This is a genomic window from Actinomycetospora sp. NBRC 106375 (assembly GCF_030269665.1).
Lineage (GTDB): Bacteria > Actinomycetota > Actinomycetes > Mycobacteriales > Pseudonocardiaceae > Actinomycetospora.
In genome coordinates this window covers 226,189-251,086 of sequence record NZ_BSTS01000005.1, presented here as the reverse complement: position 1 = coordinate 251,086, position 24,898 = coordinate 226,189, and the positions used below count along the sequence as shown (strand labels likewise).

23 protein-coding genes are annotated in these 24,898 nt (G+C 75.1%); 12 read left to right on the top strand and 11 right to left on the bottom strand.

The features are described from left to right. Positions 1 to 27 precede the first annotated feature (27 nt). Both QSK03_RS10815 and QSK03_RS10810 read left to right on the top strand, forming a co-directional pair. Entirely contained in the window at positions 28 to 975 is a 948-nt protein-coding gene (locus tag QSK03_RS10815; RefSeq protein ID WP_285651452.1) for an alpha/beta hydrolase, read from the top strand. Between the two features lie 369 nt (positions 976 to 1,344). After that, entirely contained in the window at positions 1,345 to 2,217 is an 873-nt protein-coding gene (locus QSK03_RS10810) for a transglycosylase SLT domain-containing protein (RefSeq protein WP_285651450.1), read from the top strand. Positions 2,218 to 2,299: 82 nt separating this feature from the next. On the opposite strand, the gene QSK03_RS10805 is transcribed toward QSK03_RS10810, so the two are convergent. After that, positions 2,300 to 4,189, bottom strand: coding sequence for a propionyl-CoA synthetase (locus QSK03_RS10805; protein ID WP_285651446.1), 1,890 nt, complete (start codon positions 4,187 to 4,189; stop codon positions 2,300 to 2,302). A gap of 94 nt (positions 4,190 to 4,283) precedes the next feature. Between QSK03_RS10805 and QSK03_RS10800 the strand changes: the two genes are divergently transcribed. Both QSK03_RS10800 and QSK03_RS10795 read left to right on the top strand, forming a co-directional pair. After that, on the top strand, positions 4,284 to 4,745 hold the full coding sequence (locus QSK03_RS10800; protein WP_285651443.1) for a MarR family winged helix-turn-helix transcriptional regulator: 462 nt from the start codon (positions 4,284 to 4,286) through the stop codon (positions 4,743 to 4,745). 51 nt (positions 4,746 to 4,796) lie between these two features. Next, positions 4,797 to 6,221 (top strand): MFS transporter, encoded by a 1,425-nt coding sequence (locus QSK03_RS10795; protein ID WP_285651441.1) that lies wholly within the window; start codon positions 4,797 to 4,799, stop codon positions 6,219 to 6,221. An 18-nt stretch (positions 6,222 to 6,239) separates the two neighbouring features. Here the strand turns inward: QSK03_RS10795 and QSK03_RS10790 are convergent, their stop codons facing one another. From QSK03_RS10790 to QSK03_RS10780, 3 genes are read right to left on the bottom strand one after another with little or no spacing between them, the layout of a single operon-like run. Beyond that, the gene (locus QSK03_RS10790; RefSeq protein ID WP_285651439.1) at positions 6,240 to 7,553 is read right to left on the bottom strand and encodes an amidohydrolase family protein; all 1,314 of its coding nucleotides are present in this window, start codon (positions 7,551 to 7,553) and stop codon (positions 6,240 to 6,242) included. Positions 7,554 to 7,565: 12 nt separating this feature from the next. Continuing rightward, positions 7,566 to 8,207, bottom strand: coding sequence for a response regulator transcription factor (locus QSK03_RS10785; RefSeq protein WP_285651437.1), 642 nt, complete (start codon positions 8,205 to 8,207; stop codon positions 7,566 to 7,568). After that, a complete protein-coding gene (locus QSK03_RS10780; RefSeq protein ID WP_285651434.1) occupies positions 8,207 to 9,508 on the bottom strand; it encodes a sensor histidine kinase in 1,302 nt (433 codons plus the stop codon). The genes QSK03_RS10785 and QSK03_RS10780 overlap by 1 nt, the downstream gene beginning before the upstream one ends. Before the next feature lie 133 nt (positions 9,509 to 9,641). Between QSK03_RS10780 and QSK03_RS10775 the strand changes: the two genes are divergently transcribed. Further along, entirely contained in the window at positions 9,642 to 10,082 is a 441-nt protein-coding gene (locus QSK03_RS10775; protein WP_285651432.1) for a hypothetical protein, read from the top strand. Positions 10,083 to 10,114: 32 nt separating this feature from the next. On the opposite strand, the gene QSK03_RS10770 is transcribed toward QSK03_RS10775, so the two are convergent. The 5 genes from QSK03_RS10770 to QSK03_RS10750 all read right to left on the bottom strand — a co-directional run bounded on the left by QSK03_RS10770 (position 10,115) and on the right by QSK03_RS10750 (position 13,042). Next, positions 10,115 to 10,240, bottom strand: a complete 126-nt coding sequence (locus QSK03_RS10770) for a hypothetical protein (protein ID WP_285651430.1) — start codon at positions 10,238 to 10,240, stop codon at positions 10,115 to 10,117. A gap of 386 nt (positions 10,241 to 10,626) precedes the next feature. Then, positions 10,627 to 11,319, bottom strand: coding sequence for an NYN domain-containing protein (locus QSK03_RS10765; protein ID WP_285651427.1), 693 nt, complete (start codon positions 11,317 to 11,319; stop codon positions 10,627 to 10,629). A 41-nt stretch (positions 11,320 to 11,360) separates the two neighbouring features. Further along, complete coding sequence (trmB, locus tag QSK03_RS10760) at positions 11,361 to 12,047, bottom strand: tRNA (guanosine(46)-N7)-methyltransferase TrmB (RefSeq protein WP_285651736.1); 687 nt, start codon at positions 12,045 to 12,047, stop codon at positions 11,361 to 11,363. A 159-nt stretch (positions 12,048 to 12,206) separates the two neighbouring features. Next, a complete protein-coding gene (locus tag QSK03_RS10755; protein WP_285651425.1) occupies positions 12,207 to 12,479 on the bottom strand; it encodes a hypothetical protein in 273 nt (90 codons plus the stop codon). Positions 12,480 to 12,595: 116 nt separating this feature from the next. Then, complete coding sequence (locus tag QSK03_RS10750) at positions 12,596 to 13,042, bottom strand: hypothetical protein (protein WP_285651424.1); 447 nt, start codon at positions 13,040 to 13,042, stop codon at positions 12,596 to 12,598. Between the two features lie 135 nt (positions 13,043 to 13,177). Between QSK03_RS10750 and QSK03_RS10745 the strand changes: the two genes are divergently transcribed. The 7 genes from QSK03_RS10745 to QSK03_RS10715 all read left to right on the top strand — a co-directional run bounded on the left by QSK03_RS10745 (position 13,178) and on the right by QSK03_RS10715 (position 22,709). Next, complete coding sequence (locus QSK03_RS10745) at positions 13,178 to 14,608, top strand: dynamin family protein (RefSeq protein WP_285651419.1); 1,431 nt, start codon at positions 13,178 to 13,180, stop codon at positions 14,606 to 14,608. 31 nt (positions 14,609 to 14,639) lie between these two features. Continuing rightward, on the top strand, positions 14,640 to 16,334 hold the full coding sequence (locus QSK03_RS10740) for a hypothetical protein (protein WP_285651417.1): 1,695 nt from the start codon (positions 14,640 to 14,642) through the stop codon (positions 16,332 to 16,334). A 10-nt stretch (positions 16,335 to 16,344) separates the two neighbouring features. Next, positions 16,345 to 16,710, top strand: a complete 366-nt coding sequence (locus QSK03_RS10735; RefSeq protein WP_285651414.1) for a DUF6802 family protein — start codon at positions 16,345 to 16,347, stop codon at positions 16,708 to 16,710. A 40-nt stretch (positions 16,711 to 16,750) separates the two neighbouring features. Further along, positions 16,751 to 18,292 (top strand): TldD/PmbA family protein, encoded by a 1,542-nt coding sequence (locus QSK03_RS10730; RefSeq protein WP_285651411.1) that lies wholly within the window; start codon positions 16,751 to 16,753, stop codon positions 18,290 to 18,292. Then, the gene (locus QSK03_RS10725) at positions 18,289 to 19,707 is read left to right on the top strand and encodes a metallopeptidase TldD-related protein (RefSeq protein WP_285651409.1); all 1,419 of its coding nucleotides are present in this window, start codon (positions 18,289 to 18,291) and stop codon (positions 19,705 to 19,707) included. The genes QSK03_RS10730 and QSK03_RS10725 overlap by 4 nt, the downstream gene beginning before the upstream one ends. Positions 19,708 to 19,789: 82 nt before the next feature. Continuing rightward, positions 19,790 to 20,674: an NAD-dependent protein deacetylase gene (locus QSK03_RS10720; RefSeq protein ID WP_502872155.1), complete on the top strand. Its 885-nt coding sequence runs from the start codon at positions 19,790 to 19,792 to the stop codon at positions 20,672 to 20,674. Between the two features lie 205 nt (positions 20,675 to 20,879). Beyond that, positions 20,880 to 22,709: a phosphoenolpyruvate carboxykinase (GTP) gene (locus tag QSK03_RS10715; RefSeq protein ID WP_285651408.1), complete on the top strand. Its 1,830-nt coding sequence runs from the start codon at positions 20,880 to 20,882 to the stop codon at positions 22,707 to 22,709. 82 nt (positions 22,710 to 22,791) lie between these two features. Here the strand turns inward: QSK03_RS10715 and QSK03_RS10710 are convergent, their stop codons facing one another. After that, the gene (locus QSK03_RS10710; protein WP_285651406.1) at positions 22,792 to 23,166 is read right to left on the bottom strand and encodes an ester cyclase; all 375 of its coding nucleotides are present in this window, start codon (positions 23,164 to 23,166) and stop codon (positions 22,792 to 22,794) included. Between the two features lie 48 nt (positions 23,167 to 23,214). Then, positions 23,215 to 24,780 (bottom strand): LuxR family transcriptional regulator, encoded by a 1,566-nt coding sequence (locus tag QSK03_RS10705; RefSeq protein WP_285651404.1) that lies wholly within the window; start codon positions 24,778 to 24,780, stop codon positions 23,215 to 23,217. Between the last annotated feature and the right edge of the window lie 118 nt (positions 24,781 to 24,898).

Below are 24,898 nucleotides of genomic sequence, written 5' to 3'. Positions count from 1 at the left end.
CGGTGGGGCGGGGGCGAGGATGCGGCCATGACCGACTCCCGGCTCGATCCCGAGCTCGCGACCGCGATCGACCGGCTCGGCGCCGACGGCTGGCTGCCGCTGACCCGCGACGACGTCGCCGAGGCGCGCCGCAACTACCGCGAGCTGGCGCTGATCCGGCGCGGGGACGCCGCGGCGGTCGGGTCGGTGCACGACGACGTCGTGGTCGCGGCGGCCGGGACGGACGCCGACGTGGCGGTCCGCGTCTACGAGCCCGCGGGCGAGCGGCGCGCGGTGACCGTGGTCTGGCTGCACGGCGGCGGCTGGGTGCTCGGGGACCTCGACACCGGCGACGGCGCCGCGCGGCGGGTGTGCGCGCACCTCGGCGTGACCGTCGTGTCCGTCGACTACCGCCTCGCCCCCGAGCACCCCCACCCCGCGCCGGTCACCGATGCCTACGCGGGCCTGCGGTGGGCGGCGCTGCAGCGGCCCTCGAACCAGCTGGTGGTGGCCGGCGACAGCGCGGGCGCCGGCCTGGCCGCGGGCGCCGCCCTGCTCGCCCGGGACTTCGGCCCGCGGCTCGACGCCCAGCTGCTCCTCTATCCCGGTCTCGACCCGGCGATGTCCGCGACGTCGGTCGACGAGAACGCCGCCGGGCCGTTCCTGACCCGCGCCGACATGGCCTGGTTCTGGGAGCGCTACGCGCCCGAGCCGGCGCTGCACGGGGACCCCTCGCTGAACACGCTGCGGGCCGCCGACGAGCCCGGCGGTCTCGACGGCGTCGCTCCCGCCGTCGTCGCGACCGCGGAGCTCGACCCCCTGCGCGACGAGGGCCGCGCGTACGCCGGCGCGCTCGAGGCCGCGGGCGTCCCGGTGCGCCGGCTGGCCGGCGACGGGCTCGTGCACGGGTACTTCGGGCTGGCCGCGGCCTCGTCGGCGGCGCGGGTCGAGGGCGACCGGGCCCTCGACGCGCTGGCCGACCTGCTCGGTGGTTGAGGTCCCGACACGCGCGAACCGAGGAACGGCGGCCCGCTGCGGTGAAGGGTCGCCGAGCCCATCGGCCCCGGTGAGGCCCCGTCGGAGCGGACCGTCCGTCGCACGGAGGACCGCTCGACGTCCGTGATCGTCCGCCCACGGGCAGGCACGGAAGCGCATCCGACCCGACCGGCCGCCCGTCGGACCTCCCGTCGCCACGACCCGGCGAACCGGGGCGCCACGAAGGCACCTCGGACGGGGGAGGGGTCGCGAGCGGCTCTCACCGGATCGCTATGTTTCGAGCAGTCCGATCACGGAATGGTCACGCCGGCACGCTCCCCCTCTTCGCGCCGCGGGCCTCATCCCGACGACGAGCTGAGGTGACGACGCGTGGCGCGACACGGGCGCAGCGGGCGCGACGACGAGCCGGAGACCACTCCCTTCTCGCTCGGGGCTATCCCGAACGGCCGCCGGTCAACCCTCCGTTCCTCGTCGACCACGGGCTCCGTCCTCGTCGCCGCCGTCGCCGCCGGTGCCGTCCTCCCGGCCGTGCAGACGCTCGGCACCCACGTCGCCGACGCCGAGGCGCCGCAGGCCACGAACGTCGCGGCCGTCGACCCGGCCGCGACCACCGCGGCCCTCTCCCTCGCCTCGCAGCACCGGGCCGCGCCCGGCGGTGTGGGCGGTGCCGTGGCGGGCGTCAGCCCGATCACCATGCCCGCGTCGGCGGCGACGTCCTCGTCGCCCTCCTCGTCGTCGGACGACGAGCCCAGCGCCGGCGACCAGACCGACGTCTCCGCCCTGATGAAGTCGATGAGCGTCGAGCGTGAGAACGGGCCGCTGGAGTTCGGGCGGGCCTACGACGCCGGGAACGAGCGGACCCTCGACGGCCAGATCGCCAAGGCCCTCGGCCTCCTGGGCCTCCCGCAGCGCCTCGCTCCGGGCGTCAAGAAGATCATCATGCGGGAGTCGACCGGCAACGCCGACGCCGTGAACGACTGGGACTCGAACGCCTCGGCCGGCACCCCGTCGAAGGGCCTGATGCAGCTCATTGACACGACGTTCCGCAACGCGGTGCTGCCCTCGCTCGCCGACCGCGGCATCTTCGACCCGGTCGCGAACATCACCGCCGGCGTCCGCACGATGATCGCGAACCACAGCATCGAGGACGTCGCCAACGGCGGGCTGCGCAACTCCTCGGGCAACTACGTCGGCTACGGCGGCTCGGCGCTGCCGGACGACGGCCTCGGCCGCGCCGGCTAGGTGCCCTATCGGCGTGCTGAGTTGAATCGCGCTGGTAGGAGCAGTGTGGACGGCTATCGCCGTCCACACTGCTCACCTGCCGTCAGGCACCCGGCCCCTTCTGGAGCACCGGGCGCAGGGTGTCGAGCACGCTCGCGTCGTCGATCGTCGACGGCACGGCCTCGTCCTTGCCGTCGGCGATGCCGCGCATGGTCTTGCGCAGCACCTTGCCCGAGCGGGTCTTGGGCAGGGCCGGCACGACTGCGACGTTCTTGAACGACGCCACGGCGCCGACCTCGTCGCGGACCATCGCGACGAGCTCGGCGGAGAGCTCGGACTCGTCGCGCTCGACACCGGCCTTGAGCACGACGAAGCCGCGCGGGACCTGGCCCTTCATCGAGTCGTAGACCCCGATGACCGCGCACTCGGCGACGTCCCGGTGCCCCGAGAGGACCTCCTCCATGGACCCGGTGGACAGGCGGTGCCCGGCGACGTTGATGACGTCGTCGGTGCGGCCCATGACGTAGAGGTAGCCGTCGGCGTCGAGGTAGCCGCCGTCGCCGGTGAGGTAGTAGCCCTCGTAGCGCGACATGTACGACTCGCGGAAGCGCTCGTCGTCGTTCCACAGCGTCTGCAGGCAGCCCGGGGGCAGCGGGAGCTTGATCGTGATCGCGCCCTCCTCGCCCCGCGGCAGGACGGTGCCGTCGACGTCGAGGATCTCCACCTGGTAGCCGGGGACGGGCACCGACGGCGACCCGGCCTTGAGCTCCATCGGCTCGAGACCGCGGAGGTTTGCCGCGATCGGCCAGCCCGTCTCGGTCTGCCACCAGTGGTCGACCACCGGCACGCCGAGCTTCTCCGACGCCCACGTCCAGGTCTCCGGGTCGAGGCGCTCCCCGGCGAGGAAGAGCGTCTCCAGCGTCGAGATGTCGTAGTCGCGCAGCAGGACCGCGTCCGGGTCCTCCTTCTTGATGCCCCGGAACGCGGTGGGGGCGGTGAAGAGCGCCTTCACCCCGTGCTCCTGGATCACGCGCCAGAACTGGCCGGCGTCGGGCGTCCCGATCGGCTTGCCCTCGTAGAGCACGGTCGTCGCCCCGATGAGCAGGGGCGCGTAGACGATGTAGGAGTGCCCGACGACCCAGCCGACGTCGGAGGCGGTGAACATGACCTCGCCGGGACCGACGTCGTAGACGTTCTGCATCGACCACGCCAGCGCCACCGCGTGACCGCCGTTGTCCCGCTGCACGCCCTTGGGCTTGCCGGTGGTGCCGGAGGTGTAGAGGACGTAGAGCGGGTCGGTGGCCTGGACCGGCACGCACTCGGTCGGCTCGGCGTCCTCGACCGCCTGGGCCCAGTCGACGTCGCGCTCGGTCATCTCGGCGGTGTACTGCGGGCGCTGGAAGACGATCGAGCGGCCCGGGTCGTGCGAGGCCAGCTCGATGGCCTTGTCGAGCAGCGGCTTGTACTCGATGACCCGCTTGCCCTCGATGCCGCACGAGGCGCTGACGATCGCCGAGGGCTGCGCGTCGTCGATGCGCACCGCGAGCTCGCGGGCGGCGAACCCGCCGAAGACCACCGAGTGGACCGCGCCGAGCCGCGCACAGGCCAGCATCGCGACGGCGGCCTCGGGGATCATCGGCATGTAGATGATCACCCGGTCGCCCTTGCCGACCCCCTGCGAGCGCAGGACGCCGGCGAACGTGGCGACGCGGTCGCGCAGCTCGCGGTAGGTGAACTTCTGGCGATCGTCGGTGACCGGCGAGTCGTGGACGAGGGCGAGCTGGTCGCCGCGCCCGGCGTCGACGTGGCGGTCGAGGGCGTTGTGGCAGGTGTTGAGCTCGCCGCCGGCGAACCACGTCGAGAACGGCAGCCGCGACGCGTCCATGATCGTGTCGGGCTCGCGGTACCAGTCGATGAGACCGGCGGCCTCGCGCCAGAAGCCGTCGGGGTCGGTCATGCTGCGGTCGTAGGCCTGCCGGTACTCGCCACTCATGGCCCGGACACTAACCACGCGCCGGGACCCGGCGCACTGCCCGAACGGACGCACACAGATCGTCCCGTTCCGGAAAGTTCCGTATCGTGACGACATGGCGCGCGTGACCCCGGACCTGAGCTTCCTCCTCGACAAGACGAGCGAGTCGCTGGCCGCGCGGATGACCACGGCCCTCGCCGACCTCGGGCTCACCGCGCGGCAGTACTGCGTGCTCGACAAGGCCTCCGCGGCCGACCGCACCCAGGGCCAGATCGCCGAGGAGGCCCTGCTCGACAAGACCACGATGGTCACCACGCTCGACGGCCTCGAGCGCGCGGGGCTCGCCCGCCGCGTGCCGTCGCCGACCGACCGCCGCGCCCGGCTGGTCGAGACCACCGCCGAGGGCGAGGCGCTCGTGGAGAAGGCCGCGACCGTCATCCAGGGCCTCTACGACGAGGTCCTCGGGGCGCTCGGGGCGGATCGCGACACCGTCGTCGACGGGCTGACCCGGCTCGTCGAGGGGCCCCTGCGCGGCGGGGTGGACGCTCGCCCGCCGCGGCGGTCGTCCCGAACGTGATGAGTCTACTCGGGATAGTTCTGAAATAGACGTTCTGCTACGGTCGGAGCCATGCTGCTCGCCGACCGCCGCACCGCATCCCCCTGGATCGCGCTCGCGGCACTCAGCACGTCCATGCTCATGATCATCTTGGACGGGACGATCGTCAGCGTCGCCCTGCCCGCCCTCCGGGACGACCTGGGCTTCACCGACGCCGGCCTGTCGTGGACCGTCAACGCCTACCTCGTCCCGCTCGGCGGGCTGCTCCTGCTCGCCGGACGCCTCGGCGACCTCGTGGGCCGTCGCCGGATGCTCGTCGCGGGCCTCGTGCTCTTCGTCCTCGCCTCGCTCGCCTGCGGGCTGGCGACGGGTCCGGCGATGCTGGTGGCCGCCCGCGCCGTCCAGGGCGTCGCCGCGGCGATGGCGTCGTCGGTGGTGCTCGGGATGGTGGTGTCGCTGTTCGACGACGGGGGAGACGGAGCGGAGCGGAGCTCGACCCGACGAGAGCGCGACCGCGCGCGGGCGCTCGGCGCCTACGCGTTCGTCGGCGCCGCGGGCGCCTCGCTGGGCCTGCTGCTCGGCGGGGTGCTCACCGAGGCCGTCGGATGGCGCGCGATCTTCATCATCAACGTGCCCATCGGGGTGGCGGCGACGGTGCTGGTGCTGCGGTGCGTGGCGGCGGACCCCGCGCGCCACGACGGGACCCGCCCGGACCTGCTCGGCGCCCTGCTCGTGACGCTCGGGCTCGCCGCGCTCGTGTTCGCGATCGTGGAGTTCTCGTGGGTCGCCGGGGCGGCGGCGCTCCTGCTGCTCGCGGGCTTCGGCGCGCGCCAGGCCCTCGGTGCCGCCCCGCTCGTCCCCCCGCGGGTGCTGCGCTTGCGGTCGGTGTCGCTGGGCAACCTCGCCCAAGTGCTGACGATCGCCGCGATGATGGGCTTCCAGTTCGCCACCGCGCTGTTCCTGCAGCAGGTGCTCGGCTACTCGCCGGCCGCCACCGGCCTGGCGATGGTGCCGGTCGCCGCCGTCATCGGGGTTGTCGCGCTGCGGGTCGCCGGTCCCCTGATCGCGCGGTGGACCGCCCGCCGCGTGCTGCTCGCGGGGTTGGGGCTGCTGCTCGCCGGCTTCGCGGTGCTCGTGGTCGTCCCCGGCACCGACTACCTCACCGACCTCCTGCCGGCGCTGCTGCTGCTCGGGCTCGGCGCGGGTCTCGTCATGCCGTCGGTGACCTCGGTGGTCATGAGCGACGCGGACGCCGACACGGCCGGGCTGACCTCGGGCCTCGCCAACACCGGCCAGCAGGTCGGCGGCGCGATCGGGATCGCGGTGCTCGCGGCCGTGGCGTCGGGACGCGCCCAGGCGCTGGCGTCGGAGGGTGTCGCCCCGCTCCTGGCGCAGGCGGAGGGCTTCCGCACCGCCTACCTCGTCGCCGGCGCCCTCGTCCTCGCCGCCGCCCTGGTCGTGACCCTCGGCCTGCGTGAGCAGTTGGCGCCCCGGTAGGGGCGCCAACTGCTCACATCAGGCCTTGACCTTGGCGGCCACGCGGCGGGCCCCGGCGAGCACCTCGCCGGGGTCCACGCGCGTCAGGGCCCCGTCGGCGAGCACCGGCTCGCCCGCGACCCAGACGTCACGCACCCCGCGGGCGCCGCTGGCCCAGACGAGGTTGGAGATCAGCTGCTCGTCGTCGTCCGGGTCGACGAAGGCGGCGTCGTCCAGCGAGACGTGCACGAGGTCGGCCCAGGCGCCGGGGGCGAGGACGCCGAGGTCGTCGCGACCCAGGGCGCGGGCACCCTCGCGCGTCGCCATCGCCAGCGCGGCCCCGGCGGTCAGCGCGGTGGCGTCGGCGCCGCGCTGGCGGGCGAACAGCGAGGCGAGGCGCTGCTCCTCCCAGAGGTCGAGGTCGTCGTTCGACGCGGGCGAGTCGGTGCCCAGGCCCATCCGGACACCCGCGGTGCGCAGGTCGGCGACCCGGGCGACGCCGGCCGCGAGCTTGGCGTTGGAGCCGGGGCAGTGGGCGACGGCGACGTCGTGACGGGCGAGGATCGCGATGTCGGCGTCGGAGAGCTGGATCGCGTGCGCGGCGAGCACCCGCCCGCCCAGCGAGCCCGTCGACTCGAGCATCGCCGGCACCGACCCGAACTCGGCGCGGACGGCGTCGTCCTCGCCCGGCGCCTCGGCGACGTGGAGGTGCATCAGCGCGCCGCGCTCCTTCGCCAGCCCCGCGGTGGTCACGATCGCCTCGGTGGGCAGTGTGTACGCCGCGTGTGGCCCGTAGCCGAGCTCCACCCGCTCGCCGGGCCCGAAGCGCAGCCCGTCGGCGTCGATCCACCGGCTGATCGCGTCGCGCATCTGCTGCCAGGTCCCGAGGCGCTCCATCCCCGGCGCGGTGATGATCCCCGGCGTCAGCACGACCCGGGACCCGATCTCGAGCACGGCCTCCACGACGTGCTCGCACTGGAAGTACATCTCGGCCGACGTCGTGACCCCGCCGCGCAGCATCTCCGCGGAGCCCGCGAGCATCCCCGCGCGCACGTCGCCGCCGTCGAGCTTGGCCTCGGCCGGCCAGATGACCTCCATGAGCCAGCGCATCAGGGGCAGGTCGCCGCCCATGCCGCGCAGGACGGCGAGCGGGGTGTGGGCGTGGGTGTTGACCAGACCCGGCATGAGCAGGCCCGGCACCTCGGTCGTCGGGGCGTCGGTGGCCGGGGCCGCGGCGAGGGGCCCGACGTGCACGATCCGCCCGGCGTCGTCGACGTCGACCACCGCGTCGCGCAGGACGCTCATGGGCTCGTCGCAGGGCAGGACGACCGGGGCGTGGAGGCGCTGGCTCACGGGGCCAGTCTCTCAGCGCCCCAGACCGAACCACGCCAGGACGGCCAGGACGCGGCGGTGGTCGTCCGCGGCGTCGCGGGCGAGACCGAGCTTGTCGAAGATCGACGACACGTGCTTCTCGACCGCGCCCTGCGACAGGGTCAGGCTCCGGGCGATCGCCGTGTTCGACCGCCCCTCCGCCACCAGCGCCAGCACCTCGCGCTCCCGCGCCGTGAGCGCCGCGAGGGGGTCCTGCCGAGCGAAGAGCGCCGAGACCACCTCGGGATCGAGCACGCTGCCGCCGGCCGTGATCCGCGCCAGGGCGTCGGCGAGGTCCTCGAGGCGGGTGACCCGGTCCTTGAGCAGGTAGCCGACACCGCCGCCGTCCCGGAGGAGATCCGCCGCGTAGGACATCTCGACGTACTGCGACAGGACGAGCACCGCCGTGCCGGGCACCTCCCGGCGTGCGCGGAGGGCCGCGCGCAGCCCTTCGTCGGTGAAGTCCGGAGGCATCCGCACGTCGACGACGGCGACGTCCGGGCGATGCGCCACGACGGCGTCGACCAGCGCCCCGCCGTCCCCGACCGCCGCCACGACCTCGGCCCCGTACTCCCCGAGCAGCCGGACCAGCCCCTCCCGCAGGAGGACGGAGTCCTCGGCGAGCACGACGCGCATCAGCCCTCCCGCCCCGGCAGGCTCGCGGTGAGCACCGTCGGCCCGCCGGCCGGGCTGGTGATCGCCAGGGTCCCGTCGACGGTCGCGACGCGGTCGGCGAGCCCGGCGAGGCCGTGGCCCTTGCCGGAGTGCGCGCCACCGCGGCCGTCGTCGGCCACCGAGACGACGAGCCGGTCGTCGTCGACGACCGCGGTCACCGTCGCCTGCGACGCGCCGGCGTGCTTGGCCACGTTGGTGAGCGCCTCCGTGACGACGTAGTACGCGGTGGTCTCGACGGCCGCGGGCAACCGGGCGGGGACGTCGACGTGGAGCGCTACCGGCAGCGGGCTGCGGGCGGCGGCCGCGCCGAGCGCGGCGTCGAGGCCGCGGTCGGCCAGGACGGGCGGCGCGATCCCGCGGGACAGCGCGCGCAGTTCGGCGAGGGCCTCACGGCTCTGCGTGATCGCCTCGTCGAGCAGGGGGCGGGCCCGCGCCGGGTCGTCGTCGAGGCGCCGCGACGTGGCCTCCAGGTCCATCGTCATCCGCACGAGCCGCTGCTGCGGTCCGTCGTGCAGGTCGCGCTCGAGGCGGCGCAACGTGGTCGCCTCCGCGGCCACCGCGGCGCGGCGTCCGGCCGCGAGCTCGTCGGCGCGGGCGCGGAGGGCGGCCGTCTGGTTGGTCAGCAGGCCCCGCGCGAGCCCGGCCCGGAGCGCGACCAGAGCGCGGACCAGCCACGGGAGCAGGGCGAGGACGACCGCGCCGAGCACCGTGTTGACGACGATCTCCGCCGGCCGCGAGGTGGTGCCGGTGACCAGCCAGGACAGGCCGTGGCGGTCGTCGGGCAGGGTCCACTCCCAGGCGACGAAGAGCAGCCCGCCGAGCCCGCCGACGCCCCACGCGACGACGAGCACGGCCGCCGCGAGCCGCACCGGGAAGGCGATGACGGCGTGCAGGACGTCCCGCCAGGCCTGCGGGTCGCGCACCATCGCGAGCGACACCGCCGGGCGGCCCGCACCGGGCACGGCGACCCGGTAGTGGTGGGGCGGCAGGTCGCGGCCGGTGACGCGCTCGGTGCTGCGGCGCTCGACGGTGGCGAGACCCCGGCACGCCCAGAGCGTCGCGGCCAGGACGGGGACACCGAGCCAGACCACGAGCGTCGACACGCCCAGGACGAACCCCGCGACCGCCACCGCGAACGCGGCGACGCCCAGCGGCAGCCCGGCCAGCAGGTACCCGACGCGGGGCCAGAAGCCGGGAGCGTGATCGTCGTGCGGGCGGGCGGCGTCCTCGACGGGCGGTCCGGCGAGCGTCATCTCGGTCATGCCTCCGGACCCTGCTCGCCGCGCCCGGCCACCCCCAGCCGGTGCTCCTCCGGGTCAGGGTAGGGACAACCCCACCGCGGACGGGGCGCCTGCCGGCTGTCCGGGAGCCCCGACGCGACGGAGCGTGGCCGGCATGTCGAGCCTCACCGCCGCACCGCCCGTCCCCCGCCCCGTGCGCGCCGCGGTCGTCGTCTGGCTGCTCGCCGTCGGCGCCGGGGTCGCCGAGACCCTGGTCCACCTCGCCCTGCCGGACCCTCCCGGTCCGGGGGCGCTGGTCAAGCGCGCCCTGGTCTACGCCGGGGTGGTCGCCCTCGTGCTCGCTCTGCCGAGCGGCCGCAACGTCGTCCGGTGGACGCTCGCCGTGCTGCTCGGTGTGGTCGGGACCGCGTCGCTGGTCGTCGAGCCGATCACGTGGCTCTCGACGGGCGCCTCCCCCGTCGAGTACCTCGCCGGCGCGGGCGGCGCCGAGATCGCGGTGGTCGTGCTGCGGACCGCGCATCTCGCCGCCGTCGTCGTCGCGCTCGTGCTGATGTTCCGTCCGACCGCGAACGCGTTCTTCCGTCGCCCCACGTGAGTGCTTCCCTGCCCTCCGGCGCAGGAAAGCGCTCACGTCCCGGCGGCGAGGGACGCCAGTGTCCGGAGCTGGCGTCGCATCATGACCAGGTCGCCCACGGCGAGCAGCCGGCGCAGCAGCGCGCCGCGGCGGGTGCCGTCGACGGCCACCGTCGCCACGAGACGGGATCCGGCTGGGTCGGGCTTGACCGCATAGGTGATCGCGAACTCGGCGACCGGGCCCCGTCCCCGCCGGGCCCGCCGCAGGGTGAGGTGCTCGCCCGGCGCGAACGAGTCGACGACGAACAGGACGAGCAGCCGCTGCCCGACGCGGAGCTCGTCGGCGCCCGGGGTCAGGGTCCGGGGGCTGCGGTGCCCCCGGTTGTCGACGAGGTCGTAGCTGTACGGCGCGACGGTGAGCTGGCAGACCCAGCGCCACAGCGTCGCCGGCGGTGCCGTCGAGGTGACCCCCCGCGTCCACCGGGACCGCGGCGCGGGGACGAGCGCGTCGGCCGGGCTCCGCCGCGCCCGCTCCTCGGGCGTCGTCCCCCAGTGCTCGGCGCGGACTAGCGCTCCAGCAGCGAGCGCAGGGAGCGCAGCGGCGGCAGCCAGGCGCCGTCGTCGGGCAGGGTGTCGAGGCTGACGCGCGGCAGGGGCTCGCGGAACACGCCGTCGATGTCCTCGAGGTCGAGGAAGTCGACGATCTCGGAGGCCACCGCGAACGCGGCGTACTCCCGGAAGCCGATCACCGTGACCGTGATGCCCTGCGCCACGAGCGACTCGAGCGGCTCGCGGAACGCGCGCCCGTCGCCCGAGGCCACGACGACGTGGGCGAGCCCGCCCTCGCTCCGGCGCAGCTCGATGTGGGCGAGCATGTCCTCGTCGACGTCGGAGTCCTCGACGACCTTCGGCTTGGCGAACACCGCGAAGCCGACGTTGCGCAGCGCCTCGACCCACGGCCGCACGATCTCGGTGGAGCCGGGGACGACGTTGGTGAACACCGTGGCCTCGGCGACGCCCTCCGGCCCGGCCTCGCCGAGCAGCCAGCGGCCGACGGCGTCGAAGCGCGGGCGGAACGCCGACGTGGGGCGGGTGCCCAGCAGCGAGCCGAGGCTCATGTCGATGTTCGGCGCGTCCCAGACCAGCAGCGTGCGGGCGGGCGGCGCGTCCGTGGCGGCGTCGTCGCCGGCGTCCTCGATCCCTCCGGACAGGGCGGCAGGCGGGGTGGCCAGGTCGGCGGGTGAGGGGGACGGCGACACGGGCCCGACTCTAACCGCCCGGCGGCGGACGCGACGGGTGCTCAGGACTCGCCTCCCTCGGGGGTGCGCCGCACCAGCAGGAGGTCCCGGCTGGGCCGGCCCTCCTGCTCGGCGCGGGCCTCGAACTTGGTGCGGGGACGCCACGGCGGGCGCGGGGCGAACCCCCTGTGCCGGTTCTCCAGCAGCGGTTCGGCGTCGGTGACCTCGCGCATCCAGTCGGCGTAGTCGGCGACGTCGGTGGCGAGGTGCAGCGTCGCTCCGGGCGCCAGCCGGGAGGCCATCAGCGCGACCGTGGCGGGCTGGACGATGCGCCGCTTGTGGTGGCGGCGCTTGGGCCAGGGGTCGGGGTAGAACACGCGCAGCCCGGCGAGGGAGTCGGGCGCGACCAGGTCCTCGAGCACGGTCACCGCGTCGCCGCGCAGGAGCCGCAGGTTGTCCAGGCCGCGCTCCTCGACGCGCATGAGCAACTGGGCGAGCCCGGGCGGGTAGACCTCGACGGCGACGTGGTCGGTGTCGGGCTCGGCCGCGGCGAGGGCCGCCGTCGTCTCGCCCATCCCGGAGCCGATCTCGAGACGCAGCGGCGCGACGCGCCCGAACCACGCCCGGGCGTCGAGCCGGCCGTCGCCGTCGCGCGGCGGGGGCGCCGAACCGTCCCGGTCGAAGCCGGGGCCCGTGGCGCCGAGGCGCGGCCAGAGGCGGTCCCACGCCCGGTGCTGGCCGGCCGTCATCCGCCCGCCGCGGTCGGCGAAGCTCACCACCGAGCGCCGCGGGACCGCCCCCCTCACGACGTCACCGTCCGACGTCGGCAGCGTGTCGTGCTCGGGGGCCATCCCCCGATCTTCACACGGGATTCGCGGTCGGGACCGTACCGGGACGGCGCGACGACCTCAGTGACGTCGCGGCGACGTGAGCGTGCTGCGGTCGGGGGTGATGCGGGTCCGGACGGACGCGGCCGGGACGCCCAGCACCGAGGCGACGAGCCGGCGGGCCGCCCCGGCGGCGTCGGCGAGGCGATCGACGACGACCTGCTGACCGGACACGCCGAAACGCAGCGTCCAGCCGGCGGAGCCGAAGGTGGCCGTCACCGGGTGCACGACGTCGGACAGACGCGGCAACGGCATGGTCAGCGGCTCGGCGACACGTGCCGGTCGCCGGGTCAAGGGGACGAGGGTCACACCCGTCCATCGTTGCGGTCCCGCCGCGGGTTAGCCGTTCGACCCCGGATGACCCGGTCGGGCGATCGGAGGGCCCGGAAGGCCCTCCCGGCGACGGGTGCTCAGTGCGCGGTGCCGCCGGACGGGGGACCGCCCTCGATCACCTGCTGGCGCGGGCTCTGCCGGGCGCGGCGCGACTCCTCGTACTGGGCGCTCATCTCCGACTCGAGGGTCTCGCTGCGGCGCCGACTGCGGACGCGGGAGAGGAGCAGCAGCGTCAGCCCGTGCAGGACGCCGAGCACCAGCATGACGCCGCCGAGCTGGGTGACGACGATCTGCACGGTGCCCTGGACGTCGAACGGCCGGAACGTCGAGATGAGGGCGAGGAAGCCCAGCGCGACCAGGTGGAACAGCACCCCGAGGAGGCGGTTGGTCGACACCGCGACCTCTTCGGAGTCGAAGACGTCACGCAGGAAGCCGATGCCCGAGCGCATGAGGATCTGGCCGACGACGATGGTCAGGATCGCGCCGGTCACGACGATGAAGATGTACGTGCCGGTGTCGAGCACAGGCGCTTCCCCTCCCGGGTGACGGTTCGTGAGCAGTCTCCCCTGACGGGCGATCACGCGAAACCCTCGGCGACGTGTGCGGACCGGGACCTGCGTGACGGGTGGGGCGCCTACTGTGCGACCACTGTGGGCCCCTTGCGCAGCGCGGTCGTGGCGACATGCCGCGCGCTCGGCCCGCGTGTGTCGCTGCCGACGGCCGACGCGGTGGACGCCGTCGCGGCCCGGATGCTCGCGTCGCCCTCGCTCGTCGTGGCGGGACCGGTCTCGTCGGGCAAGTCCACGCTGGTCAACGCCTTGGTCGGACGCCGCGTCGCCCCGACCGGCGCGGGCGAGTGCACCGGCTTGACCGCCCATTACGTGCGCGGCCCCGCGGACCGCCTCGACGTGGTGCTCGTCGACGGGTCCCGGCGGCCGCTGCCGCTGGCCGCGGGCGGCCGGGTGCCCGCAGCGGTGGGCGACCGGCTGGGCGTGCGGTCGGACGACGTCGACCACCTCGTCGTCACGCTCACCAGCGCGGCGCTCGACGCACTGACTGTGATCGACACCCCCGGGACGGGGTCGGCGCATCGCCCGGACGGCGTGGCCGGCGGCGCCCACGCGGACGCCGCGCTCGTCGTGCTCCCGGCGACGGCGCACCCCGGCGACCTCGACGTCCTGCCCGGGCCCGCCGCGCACGGGCCCGCCGGGGTGATCGCCGTGCTCGGGCGGGCCGACACCGTGGGCCCCGACGACGGGCGCGAGCAGGCGGTCGAGCTCGGACGCCGGCTCGGCGACCGCGTCGGCCCGGTGACCCCCGTGATCGGCCTGCTCGCCGAGACCGCGGTCACCGGGGCGCTGCGCACCGAGGACGTGGGGGCCCTGCGGGTCCTCGCCGGGGCGGACCCGGCGGTGCTCGAGGTGGCGATGCTCGACGCCGAGCTGTTCGCCACCGCCGACCTGCCCGTGCCCGTCGACACGCGCCGCCGGCTGCTCGACCTCCTCGATCTTCGGGGTCTCGCGCTCGGGCTCGCGCTGCTGCGCGCGGACGCGGCCGCCGGGGTCGGCGAGCTCTGCGACGCGCTGCTCGCCGCGTCCGGGCTCGCGACGCTGGTGTCCCGGCTGCAGGACGAGGTCCGCGCGCGCACCGATCTGCTCGCCGCGACCGCCGGCGTGCGCGACCTCGCGGCGCTCGCCGACGACCGCACGCGCGCCGAGGCGCGCGACGGGACGGGCAGCGGCGAGGGCACGCGGATCGCCGACGCGACGGCCGCGCTGGCGCGCCGGGAGGCGTTCACCGAGCGCTCGCTGCTCGCGGCGCGCGCCCGGCTCTGGGCCGGGGCGCTGGGGCTGCCCGTCGAGCTGCTCGAGGAGGTCGACCGCCTCGCCACCGCCGCGCCGCCCGACGTCCGCCTGGGCCGCCCCGGGGCCGGCTCGGTCGAGCTCGCGGGCCACGCGGCGCGGCGGGCGGCCTGGTGGCGGGCGTACGGCGCGTGGGGCTCACCCCGGCGGATCGCCGACCTCGCCCACGTCGTGCACCGCACGTACCTGGGGCTCTGGCGGGAGCTGACGTCGGGGCGGGCGGCGTGAGCGGGAGACGAAGCGGAGCGGAGCTCGACCCATGAAGGACGTCCCGGCGCAGGTCGCCCGCACCCGTGAGGACCTGACGACGCTGCTCGCCCGGCTCGACGCCGGCGCCGCCGCCCGCGCCGCCGCCCCGCCGCCCCCGGCCCGCCCGACCGTCGTGCTCGTCGGCGCGCCCGGGCGGGGTCGTGGGGAGCTGCTCGCCGCGCTCCTGGGCCTCGACGCCGTGCCCGAGCGCGGTCCCGGCGGCGCGCTGCACGTCACCCACGACCGCACTCCGGTCCCGCTGCTCGAGGAGCTGGACCTCGTGCTGCCGGCCCGTGCCGCCGACCCCGGGACCTGGCCGGTGGACGGGGCGACGGCCGCGCTCGTCCTCGCCGACGCCGCCGCCCCCCTCGGCACCGAGGAGCTCGACGCCCTCCGGCGCGCCGCGGGCCGCGTCGACACCGTGGTCTTCGCCCTGACCCGCACCGAGGCCCACCGCGGGTGGCGCACGGTCCTCGAGGCCGACCGGGCCCTGGTCGCCGAGCACGTCCCCCGCCTGGCCGCGGCGCCGTGGTTCCCGGTCGCCGCCGCGCTCGCCCGGCGCGCCGACGAGCTGCCGCGCGACGGCGCCGAGGCCCTGCGCCGCCGCTCGGGGCTCGCCTCCCTGCAACGGGAGCTGCACCGGCTCGTGGCCCGGCGCCGCCGGATGCTCGCCGAGGCGAACGCACTGCGGCTGCTCGCCGCGGAGCTCGACGGCGTGGCCGCGCGGGCGGAGGCGACGCGGGCGGCCCTGCGGGCCCCGGGTGACGGCGACCTCGCCCGCCGCCGCGACGAGCTCCACGCCGCGCGGGCCGCGCTGCGCCGCGACCACCACACCCGGTGGCGCGCCGACCTCGCCGCCGCGCGCGTGGCCGCCGCCGACGACCTCGCCGGGCGGGTGCGCGCCCTCGGCGTCGCGGTGCGCGCCCGCATCGACGACGCCGACCGCACCGGGCTCGCCGCGATCCCCCGCGAGCTGGCCGGCGAGGTCGAGGCCCTCGCCGCCGGTGTGCTCGACGCGCTCGGCGCGCGGCTGCGGGAGCTCGTCGCGGCGACGCTGGCCGACCTCGTCCCGGCTGCGGAGCTCCCGGCGCTGCGGGTCACCGAGCCCGCCGAGCCCGCCCTCGTCCCCCCGCCGCGGTCCCGGCCCGCCGAGGACCGGCTGCTCGTCGTCGCCGGCGCCTCGGGCGGTCTCGGCCTCTCCCGCCTCGCCCTGCTGCCCCTGATCGCGGTGCCGCTCGCCCCGGCGGTGCTGGGCGCCGCGCTCGTCCCGGTGTCGGTGGGGCTCGGGCTCGGCGCCGCCGGGTGGGTGGCCCGGGCGCGGCGGCTCGCGGCGGACCGCGCGCACCTGCGGCAGTGGTCGGTCGAGGCGCTCGCCGAGGTGCGCGGCGACCTCGACCGGGTGCTCACCGACGCCCTGATCACGACCGAGCGGGAGGTGACCCTCGCGCTCGACGCCGCGCTCGCCGACCGGGCGCGCGACCTCGACGACGCCCTCACCGACGCCGACCGCGCGCTGCGCCGCGCCGGCGCGGACCGCGCCGAGGCCGACCGCGCCGCCGCCCGCGTCGCCGCCGAGGCCCGGGACGGACACGATCGCGCCGAGACCCTCCTGCGGCGCCTGGCCGCGTTGCGGGACCGGATCGACGGCACCGATGTCGCGATCGATGTCCCCGAACCGCACCCGCGGGCGGCGCCCTCGACCTAGCCTCCGGGACATGGTCGAGCTGGATCCCGGGCTGCACCCCGATACCCACGTCGATCCCGGCGCGCCCGCCGAGCTGCTCGTCACCGCAGCCGACGGCGCCCACCCGCTCGGTCCCCCGACGGTCGACAGCGACGCCGACGGCCGGGCCGACACCGCCGTCGTACCCGGCCCCGACACGCTGGTCCTCGGCACCGACCTCGACGGCGACGGCCACGTCGACGTCCTCACACAGGTGCACGAGGACGGCTCGGCCACCACCGCGGAGCTGCCCGAGCCGGGCCCTGCGCTCGGGGACGGAGGGCCGTGGGACGAGGGACCGGCGCCGCCCCCGCCGACCATCGACCCGGTCACCGGGGGCTGGGTCCGCGACGGTTGATCCGCAACCCGGTCGACCGACACCGGTAGGTTCGGCGCCCATGGGGGGTCCCGCTGGTCAGGCGATCGGGTACGCGGTCGGGCACGCCGTCGACGAGGACTTCCTCGCGCTACCGCGGGCCGCCCTCGCGGACGCCGCGCTCGACGCCGCCCGCCGCGGCGGCGCCCAGCACGCCGACCTGCGCGTGCAGCGGCTGCGCACCCAGCACCTCGAGCTGCGCGACGGCCGCGTCGTCGTCGCCGCGGACCAGGAGACGTGCGGTCTCGCGGTCCGGGTGCTGCGCGACGGCGTCTGGGGTTTCGCCGCGCACGTCGACCTCACGCCGGAGACCGCCGCGGCCACGGCCCGCCGGGCCCTCGACGTCGCCGGGACCCTCGCCGCGCTCGCGACCGAGCGGGTCACCCTCGCCGACGAGCCCGTGCACGCCGGCGTCTCGTGGGTCTCGCCGTACGACGTCGACCCCTGGACCGTGGACGTCGCCGACAAGATCGCGCTGCTGACCGAGCGCTCGACCGGACTGCTCGCCGCGACCGGCGTCGACCACGTCGCGGCGAGCTGCGTGCAGCTCAAGGAGCAGACGTTCTACGCCGACACCGCGGGCACCAGCACCACACAGCAGCGGGTGCGCGTCGACCCGGACATCACGATCACCACCGTCGACCGCGCCGGCGGCGGCTTCGAGACCCTGCGCACGCTGGCGCCGCCGGCCGGGCGCGGGTGGGAGTACCTCACGGGCACCGGGTGGGACTGGGACGCCGAGCTCGCGGAGCTGCCCACGATGCTCGCCGAGAAGGTCACGGCGCCCACCGTCGAAGCCGGTCCGACCGACCTCGTCATCGACCCCACCAACCTGTGGCTCGTGATCCACGAGTCGATCGGGCACGCCACCGAGTACGACCGGGCCATCGGCTACGAGGCCGCCTACGCCGGCACGAGCTTCGCGACGCCGGACCAGCTCGGCACGCTGCGCTACGGCAGCGACGTCCTCACCGTCACCGGCGACCGCACCGTCCCGCACGGGCTGGCCAGCGTCGGCTACGACGACGACGGGGTCGCGGCGCAGGAGTTCGACCTCGTGCGCGACGGCGTGCTCGTCGGCTACCAGGTCGACCGGTCCTTCGCGCCGCGCCTGGGGCTGGACCGCTCCAACGGCTGCGCGTACGCCGACTCCGCCGAGCACGTGCCCCTGCAGCGGATGGCGAACGTGTCCCTGCGCCCGGACCCGGACACCGACCGCTCCACCGCGGCGCTCATCGACGGGGTGTCCGACGGGCTCTACATCGTCGGCGACCGCTCCTGGTCGATCGACATGCAGCGCTACAACTTCCAGTTCACCGGCCAGCGCTTCCACCGCATCCGGAACGGCAAGCTCGCCGGACAGGTCCGTGACGTCGCCTACCAGGCCACGACCACCGACTTCTGGGGCTCGCTCGAGGCGGTCGGCGGGCGCTCGACCTGGCGGCTCGGCGGGGCGTTCAACTGCGGCAAGGCGCAGCCGGGGCAGGTCGCGCCGGTCAGCCACGGCTGCCCGTCGGCGCTGCTGCGCGGGGTGACCGTGCTCAACACCGGGAGCGGGTCGTGAGCGCGCCCGGCGCGGGCCTCGTGGAGCGGGCGCTGGAGATCGCCGCCCGCCAGGTGCCCGACGCGGGCGCCGTCGCCCTCGTCCGCGAGGTCTCCGAGGCGGTCGTCCGCTGGGCGAACTCCACGCTGACCACCAACGGCCACACCGTCGAGCGGCGCCTCTCGGTGATCCTGCTCGTGCCGCTGCACGGCGGCACCGGCGCGGGCGTGGCGACGGTGCCCGCGCCCACCGCGCTCGCCGCCGGCCCCGAGGGCGACGCGGTGATCGGCGAGGCGATCTCGGGTGCGGTGCAGGCCGCCCGACGGGGCGGTCCCGCGCGCGACGCCGCGCCCCTGCCCACGCCGACCGGGGACGCCGACCAGGACTGGGCCGACGACGCCGGCGAGACCTCACCCGCCGTCTTCGCCCGGCTGGCCGAGGACCTCGGCGCCTCCTTCCGCCCCGACGAGACGTCGTTCGGGTTCGGCGAGGAGCGCGTCACCACCACGTGGCTCGGGACCTCGACGGGGCTGCGGCACCGCTGGGTCGAGCCGGCCGGGTCCGTCGAGCTCAACCTGAAGGACCCGGCGACCGGCGGCTCGGTGTGGGGCGGCGAGGGCGCCACCGACGTCGGCACCGTCGACGTCGCCGCGCTCGTCGGGCGGCTGCGCGACCGGCTGCCGTGGGGCGCCCGGCGGATCGACCTGCCGGCGGGCCGCCACGAGACGATCCTGCCGCCGTCGGCAGTCGCCGACCTGATGATCTACATGGCGTGGTCGATGGGCGGGCGCCCGGCGCAGGAGGGCCGCTCGGCGTTCTCGCGGGTCGGCGGCACCCGGGTCGGCGAGAAGCTCGGGAGCATCCCGCTGACCCTGGCCGGCGACCCCGCCGCGCCCTGCTTCGGAGACCTCGCCTACACCCCGGTGCTCGCGACGACCTACTCCGGCGACGAGCTGTCGGTGTTCGACAACGGCGCCGCCACCGGGCGGGTGGAGTGGGTGCGCGACGGCGAGGTGGCGACGCTGGCCTACCCGCGCGCGGCGGCGGCGGAGTACGACGCGCCCTTCGCCGCGCCCACCGACAACCTCGTGCTCACCGGCGGCGAGGAGGCGACGCTCGAGGAGATGGTCGCCTCGACCGACCGCGGCCTGCTGCTGACGTGCCTCTGGTACATCCGCGAGGTCGACCCGGCGACGCTGCTGCTCACGGGCCTGACCCGCGACGGCGTCTACCTGGTCGAGCGGGGCGAGATCGTGGGCGAGGTCAACAACTTCCGCTTCAACGAGTCGCCGCTCGACCTCCTGCGCCGCGTCACCGAGGCCGGCACCACCGAGCGCACGCTGCCGCGCGAGTGGAAGGACTGGTTCACCCGCGCCGCCATGCCCCCGCTGCGCATCCCCGACTTCCACATGACCTCGGTGTCCCCGGGCCGCTGAGATACGTGAGCGAACTCTGGGCCCATAGCCCCGAAGTTCGCTCACGTAGGGGCGCATGATGGGGAGCGTGGTCCGGTCGGTGATGCGGTACACGGCGCCGCAGGACGCGTGGGAGGCCGATGTCCCGGTCCGCGGCGACGTCAACGCGCTCGCGACCTTGATCGCCGAGGGCGGGGCGCTGGTGCTCACCGGCGCCGGGATCTCCACCGACTCCGGCATCCCCGACTACCGCGGCCCCACGAGCGCGACCCGGCGCCACGCCCCGATGACCTACGACGCGTTCGTCGGCGACCCCGTCGCACGGCACCGGTACTGGGCACGCAGCCACGTCGGCTGGCCCCAGATCGCGGGCGCGCGCCCGAACGACGGGCACCGCGCCGTCGCCGCGCTCCAGCGCGCCGGCCTCGTGCAGGACGTGATCACCCAGAACGTCGACGGGCTGCACCAGGCCGCCGGGGCCCGCGACGTCGTCGAGCTGCACGGTGCCCTGGGACGCGTGACGTGCCTGGGCTGCCGGGTGACCCTGCCCCGGGGCGACGTCCAGGCGCGGCTCGCCGCGCTCAACCCCGGCTTCGACGCCCGCGCAGGAGAGATCAACCCCGACGGCGACGCCGAGCTCGCGGACGCCGAGCTCGACCGGTTCACGATGACCGCCTGCCCCGCCTGCGGCGACGGCCCGCTCAAGCCTGACGTCGTCTTCTTCGGCGAGTCGGTCCCCCGCCCGCGGGTCGACCACTGCTTCGATCTGGTGCGGCGAGCGAGGTCCCTCGTGGTCCTGGGCTCGTCGCTCACCGTGATGTCCGGTCTGCGCTTCGTCCACGCCGCGTCACGGCGTGACCTGCCCGTCGCGGTCGTGACCAGCGGACCCAGCCGTGCCGACGCCGCCGCCGACGTTCGTCTGACCGGTGCGCTGGGCGAGGTATTGCCGGAGGCCTTGGACACGCTGGGTTTGCTCGATCGAGCCTGAATCGTTCAGCTTGATCGTGGAAGTGAGTCCCCCGACAGCGCTCGGCGGTGTCCTCCCGAAGAAGTCTCGTTAACGTCGTGACATCCCGATGGAGGCTCCAGGGGCACGGCGTCGTGCCCCCGCTGCCTCTTTCCCCGAGGCGACCGGGGCCGCCTTCGCGGTCGCGGTGTTCGGCGAGTGAGCGAACGACCGACCGAGGAGACGCATGACTGCCGTTCCGACCATCCAAGGACTCGAGAACCCGCCGATCAGCCGCCGCGAGGTACTCGAGTGGGTGGCCGAGGTCGCGGACCTCACCACGCCGGACCGCGTCGTCTGGTGTGACGGGTCCCAGGACGAGTGGAACCGGCTCACGTCGGAGCTCGTCGAGGCCGGAACGTTCGTGCAGCTCGACCCGGACAAGAAGCCGAACTCCTTCTACGCCGCCTCCGACCCCGACGACGTCGCGCGGGTCGAGGAGCGCACCTTCATCTGCTCGGTCGATCCGGCCGACGCCGGGGTCACCAACAACTGGATGGACCCGGCCGAGATGAAGGCCACCATGCGCGAGCTCTACCGGGGCTGCATGCGGGGCCGGACGATGTACGTCATCCCGTTCTGCATGGGCCCGGTGAACGCCGAGCACCCGAAGCTCGGCGTCGAGATCTCCGACAGCGCCTACGTGGTGACGTCGATGCACATCATGACCCGCATGGGTCCCGCGGTGAACGAGCGTCTCGAGGCGGAGGACTCGGAATGGGTCCCCGCGCTGCACTCGATCGGCGCGCCGCTCGAGCCCGGCCAGCAGGACGTCCAGTGGCCCTGCAACGACACGAAGTACATCAGCCACTTCCCGGAGACCCGCGAGATCTGGAGCTTCGGCTCCGGGTACGGCGGCAACGCGCTGCTGGGCAAGAAGTGCTACTCGCTGCGCATCGCCTCGGCGATGGCACGCGACGAGGGCTGGCTCGCCGAGCACATGCTGATCCTCAAGCTGATCAGCCCGGAGGAGAAGGCGTACTACGTCGCGGCCGCGTTCCCGTCGGCGTGCGGCAAGACGAACCTCGCGATGCTGCAGCCCACCATCCCGGGGTGGCGCGCCGAGACGGTCGGTGACGACATCGCCTGGATGCGCTTCGGCGACGACGGCAGGCTCTACGCCGTGAACCCGGAGTACGGGTTCTTCGGAGTGGCCCCCGGCACCAACTGGAACACCAACCCGAACGCGATGCGCACGATCGAGCACGGCAACGCCCTGTTCACGAACGTCGCGCTCACCGACGACGGCGACGTCTGGTGGGAGGGCCTGGAGGGCGACCCCCAGCACCTCACCGCGTGGACCGGGGACGACTGGACGCCCGGCTCGGCCAAGCCGGCCGCCCACCCCAACTCGCGGTACACCGTGCCGATCTCGCAGTGCCCCGTCGTCGCTCCCGAGTGGGACGACCCGCAGGGCGTGCCGATCTCGGCCATCCTGTTCGGCGGCCGCCGCAAGACGACGATCCCGCTGGTCACGGAGTCGTTCGACTGGCAGCACGGCACCTTCATGGGCGCCACCATGTCGAGCGAGATGACGGCCGCCGCCAAGGGCGGCAAGGGCCAGGTCCGCCGCGACCCGATGGCGATGCTGCCCTTCCTCGGCTACAACGTCGGCGACTACTTCGCGCACTGGGTGAACGTGGGCAAGAGCGCCGACGCCACCAAGCTGCCGAAGATCTTCTACGTCAACTGGTTCCGACGCGGCGAGGACAACCGCTTCCTGTGGCCCGGGTTCGGCGAGAACAGCCGCGTCCTGAAGTGGATCATCCAGCGGCTCGAGGGCAAGGCGGCCGCGACGGAGACCCCGATCGGGCACATCCCGAGCGCCGACCAGATCGACATCGAGGGCCTCAGCGAGCCGCTGGAGGACATCGAGGCATCCCTGCGCTTCGACCAGGACGAGTGGCGCGAGGAGGTGCCGCTCATCGAGGAGTGGTTCGAGAAGATCGGCGACGCGCTGCCGACCTCGATGCGCGACGAGTTCGCGGCGCTGAAGCAGCGCCTGGGCGTCGGCTAGGACGGCCCGCGAACGAACGAACGGCGCTCTCGCTGCTTCCGGAGCAGCGAGGGCGCCGTTGGTGTTTCCGGGGGCGACGCGTTCAGCCGTCACCGAGCCCCGACATGTCGTACTCGCCCCACATCTCGGCGACTCGGCCATCGACGAGGCGGTAGAACTCCATCCCGGTCATCGTCACGGGCTCACCGTCCCGGGCGGCCCGGACCGTGAACCGCACGGCGACGCGGTCGCCCTCGCCCACGAGGTCGTGGATCTCCACTCGGCAGTCGTCCAGGCCGGCGTGCATCGTCGCGGCGAGCTGCGTGAGCCCCGTGATGTCGGAGGGCAGGTCCGAGGGGAGCGCGTGCGTCACGAACCCCGGCGTCACCAACCCCTCCAACGTGGCGGCGTCGTCGGCCGCGAACGCGGCGAAGAACCGCCGCACCGTCTCTTTCGTCGACTGCTCGGTCGTCGTCATGGGACCGACGGTGGGCCGATCGCGCGGAAGGGACATCGGGGCGCGCCCCTATCCGGGCCCGGATCCCACCTGTGCGGCGTGCGCGACGGCCTGGGCGCGGCTGGTGAGCCCGAGCTTGGCGAGAATCCGCCCGACGTGGTGCTCGACGGTCCTGCCGCTGATCACGAGGCGCTCGGCGATCTCGCCGTTCGACAGCCCGTGCCCGACGAGGACGAGGACCTCGCGCTCGCGATCGGTGAGGACCGTGGCACGACGTCCACCAGCCGGGGTGGCGACACCGAGCGTCCGCAGCAGGGCCGACGCGGTGTCGGCGAGCGGACGGGCGCACAGGCGGTCCGCGGTGACGAGCGCGGCCCGGGCCTGGGCGATCGCGGCGGTCGGGGAGGCCGGGGCGAGAGCGCCGGCCAGCTCGAGGCGGGCCTGGGCCGCCTCGAGCGGCAGCCGCGTGCGGGCGAAGACGGTCACGGCCTCGTGCAGGCACACCCGGGCACCGTCGGCGTTCCCGTCGGCCAGGCACAACCTCCCGCGCGCCTGCGCGGCGAGCCCCGGGAGCACCGTCGCGGCCGGGTTCTGCGCTGCCGTCGCCGCCAGCGCGGCAGCGGCGTCGCGGGCGGCCCCGGGGTCGCCGCCCATCAGCTCGGTCCCGACGAGGAGCGCGAGCAGTCGGCCGGTCGCGACGTCGTCGAGGCCACCGCCGCCGAGCGCGCGGCCCAGCACGTCGCGCGCGAGGTCGATCTCGGCACGCGCGAGGTGCACGCCGGCGAGCGGGCGCACGGCGTCCTCGTGGTGGTCGAGCCCGTCGAGGAGGACGGCCGCCTCCTCGATCCGGCCCTGCCCGACCCGGAGCTCGGCGAGGCGGCACAGCACGAGCTCGCGCATGTTCGGGTTGCGCCCCGCGAGCACCTCGGCCGCCCTGCCCAGCTCGGCGTCCGCCTCCTCCCAGCGCCCGGCACGGATCAGCAGGCCGCCGTAGTAGGCGCGGCAGTACCCGCCGACGGCGACCAGCCCTCGGCGGCGCACCACGCCGTCGGCCGCTCGCAGCCACTCCTCGGCGCGGCCCACGTCGGAGGTCCGCTCGCAGGCGTGGAAGAGCCCGCAGAAGACACCCTCGACGACCGACAGGTCGATCACCTCGTCGGCGCACAGCACACCGAGGGCCTCGTCGAGCAGCGCCATCCCGTCGGCCACGAGCCCCGAGAAGACGAGCATGATCCCGAGCGACCCGAGCGCTTCGCACTCGAGGTCGGCGTCGCGCACGCTCCGGGCCGTCGTGATCGCGCGGCGGTAGAGATCGCGCTGTGCGGCGAGGTCGTCACCCTCCTGGGCGCGCGCGAGCAGGAGCCAGCCGTGCCCGTCGGGGTCCTCGCCGGCCTGCTCCACCAGGGCCCGTGCCCGGCCCACCCACCCGCGGTGGACCGCCCACTCCCCGAACACCGACCCGCGGAACCACCCCGCCGTCCGGGCCGCCCGCGCCGCCGCGAGCAGCTCGCCCTCGCGGCGGTAGGCGTCGTAGGCGCGTTCGTAGGCGTCCAGGGAGCCCGCGTAGTCGACGGCTCGATGCCGCTCTCGGGCGCGGGCCTCCCACCACGCCCCGGTCTCCGGCTCCCCCGCCACGCCGTCGAGCCTCGACCTCCCCGTGCCGCGACGTCCAGGGCTTCCTGACCCGCCCGGGCACCGCGCACAACGGTCGGTGGCGCGGTCCGTCGTCCTGACCCTCCGGAGCCGTCATCGG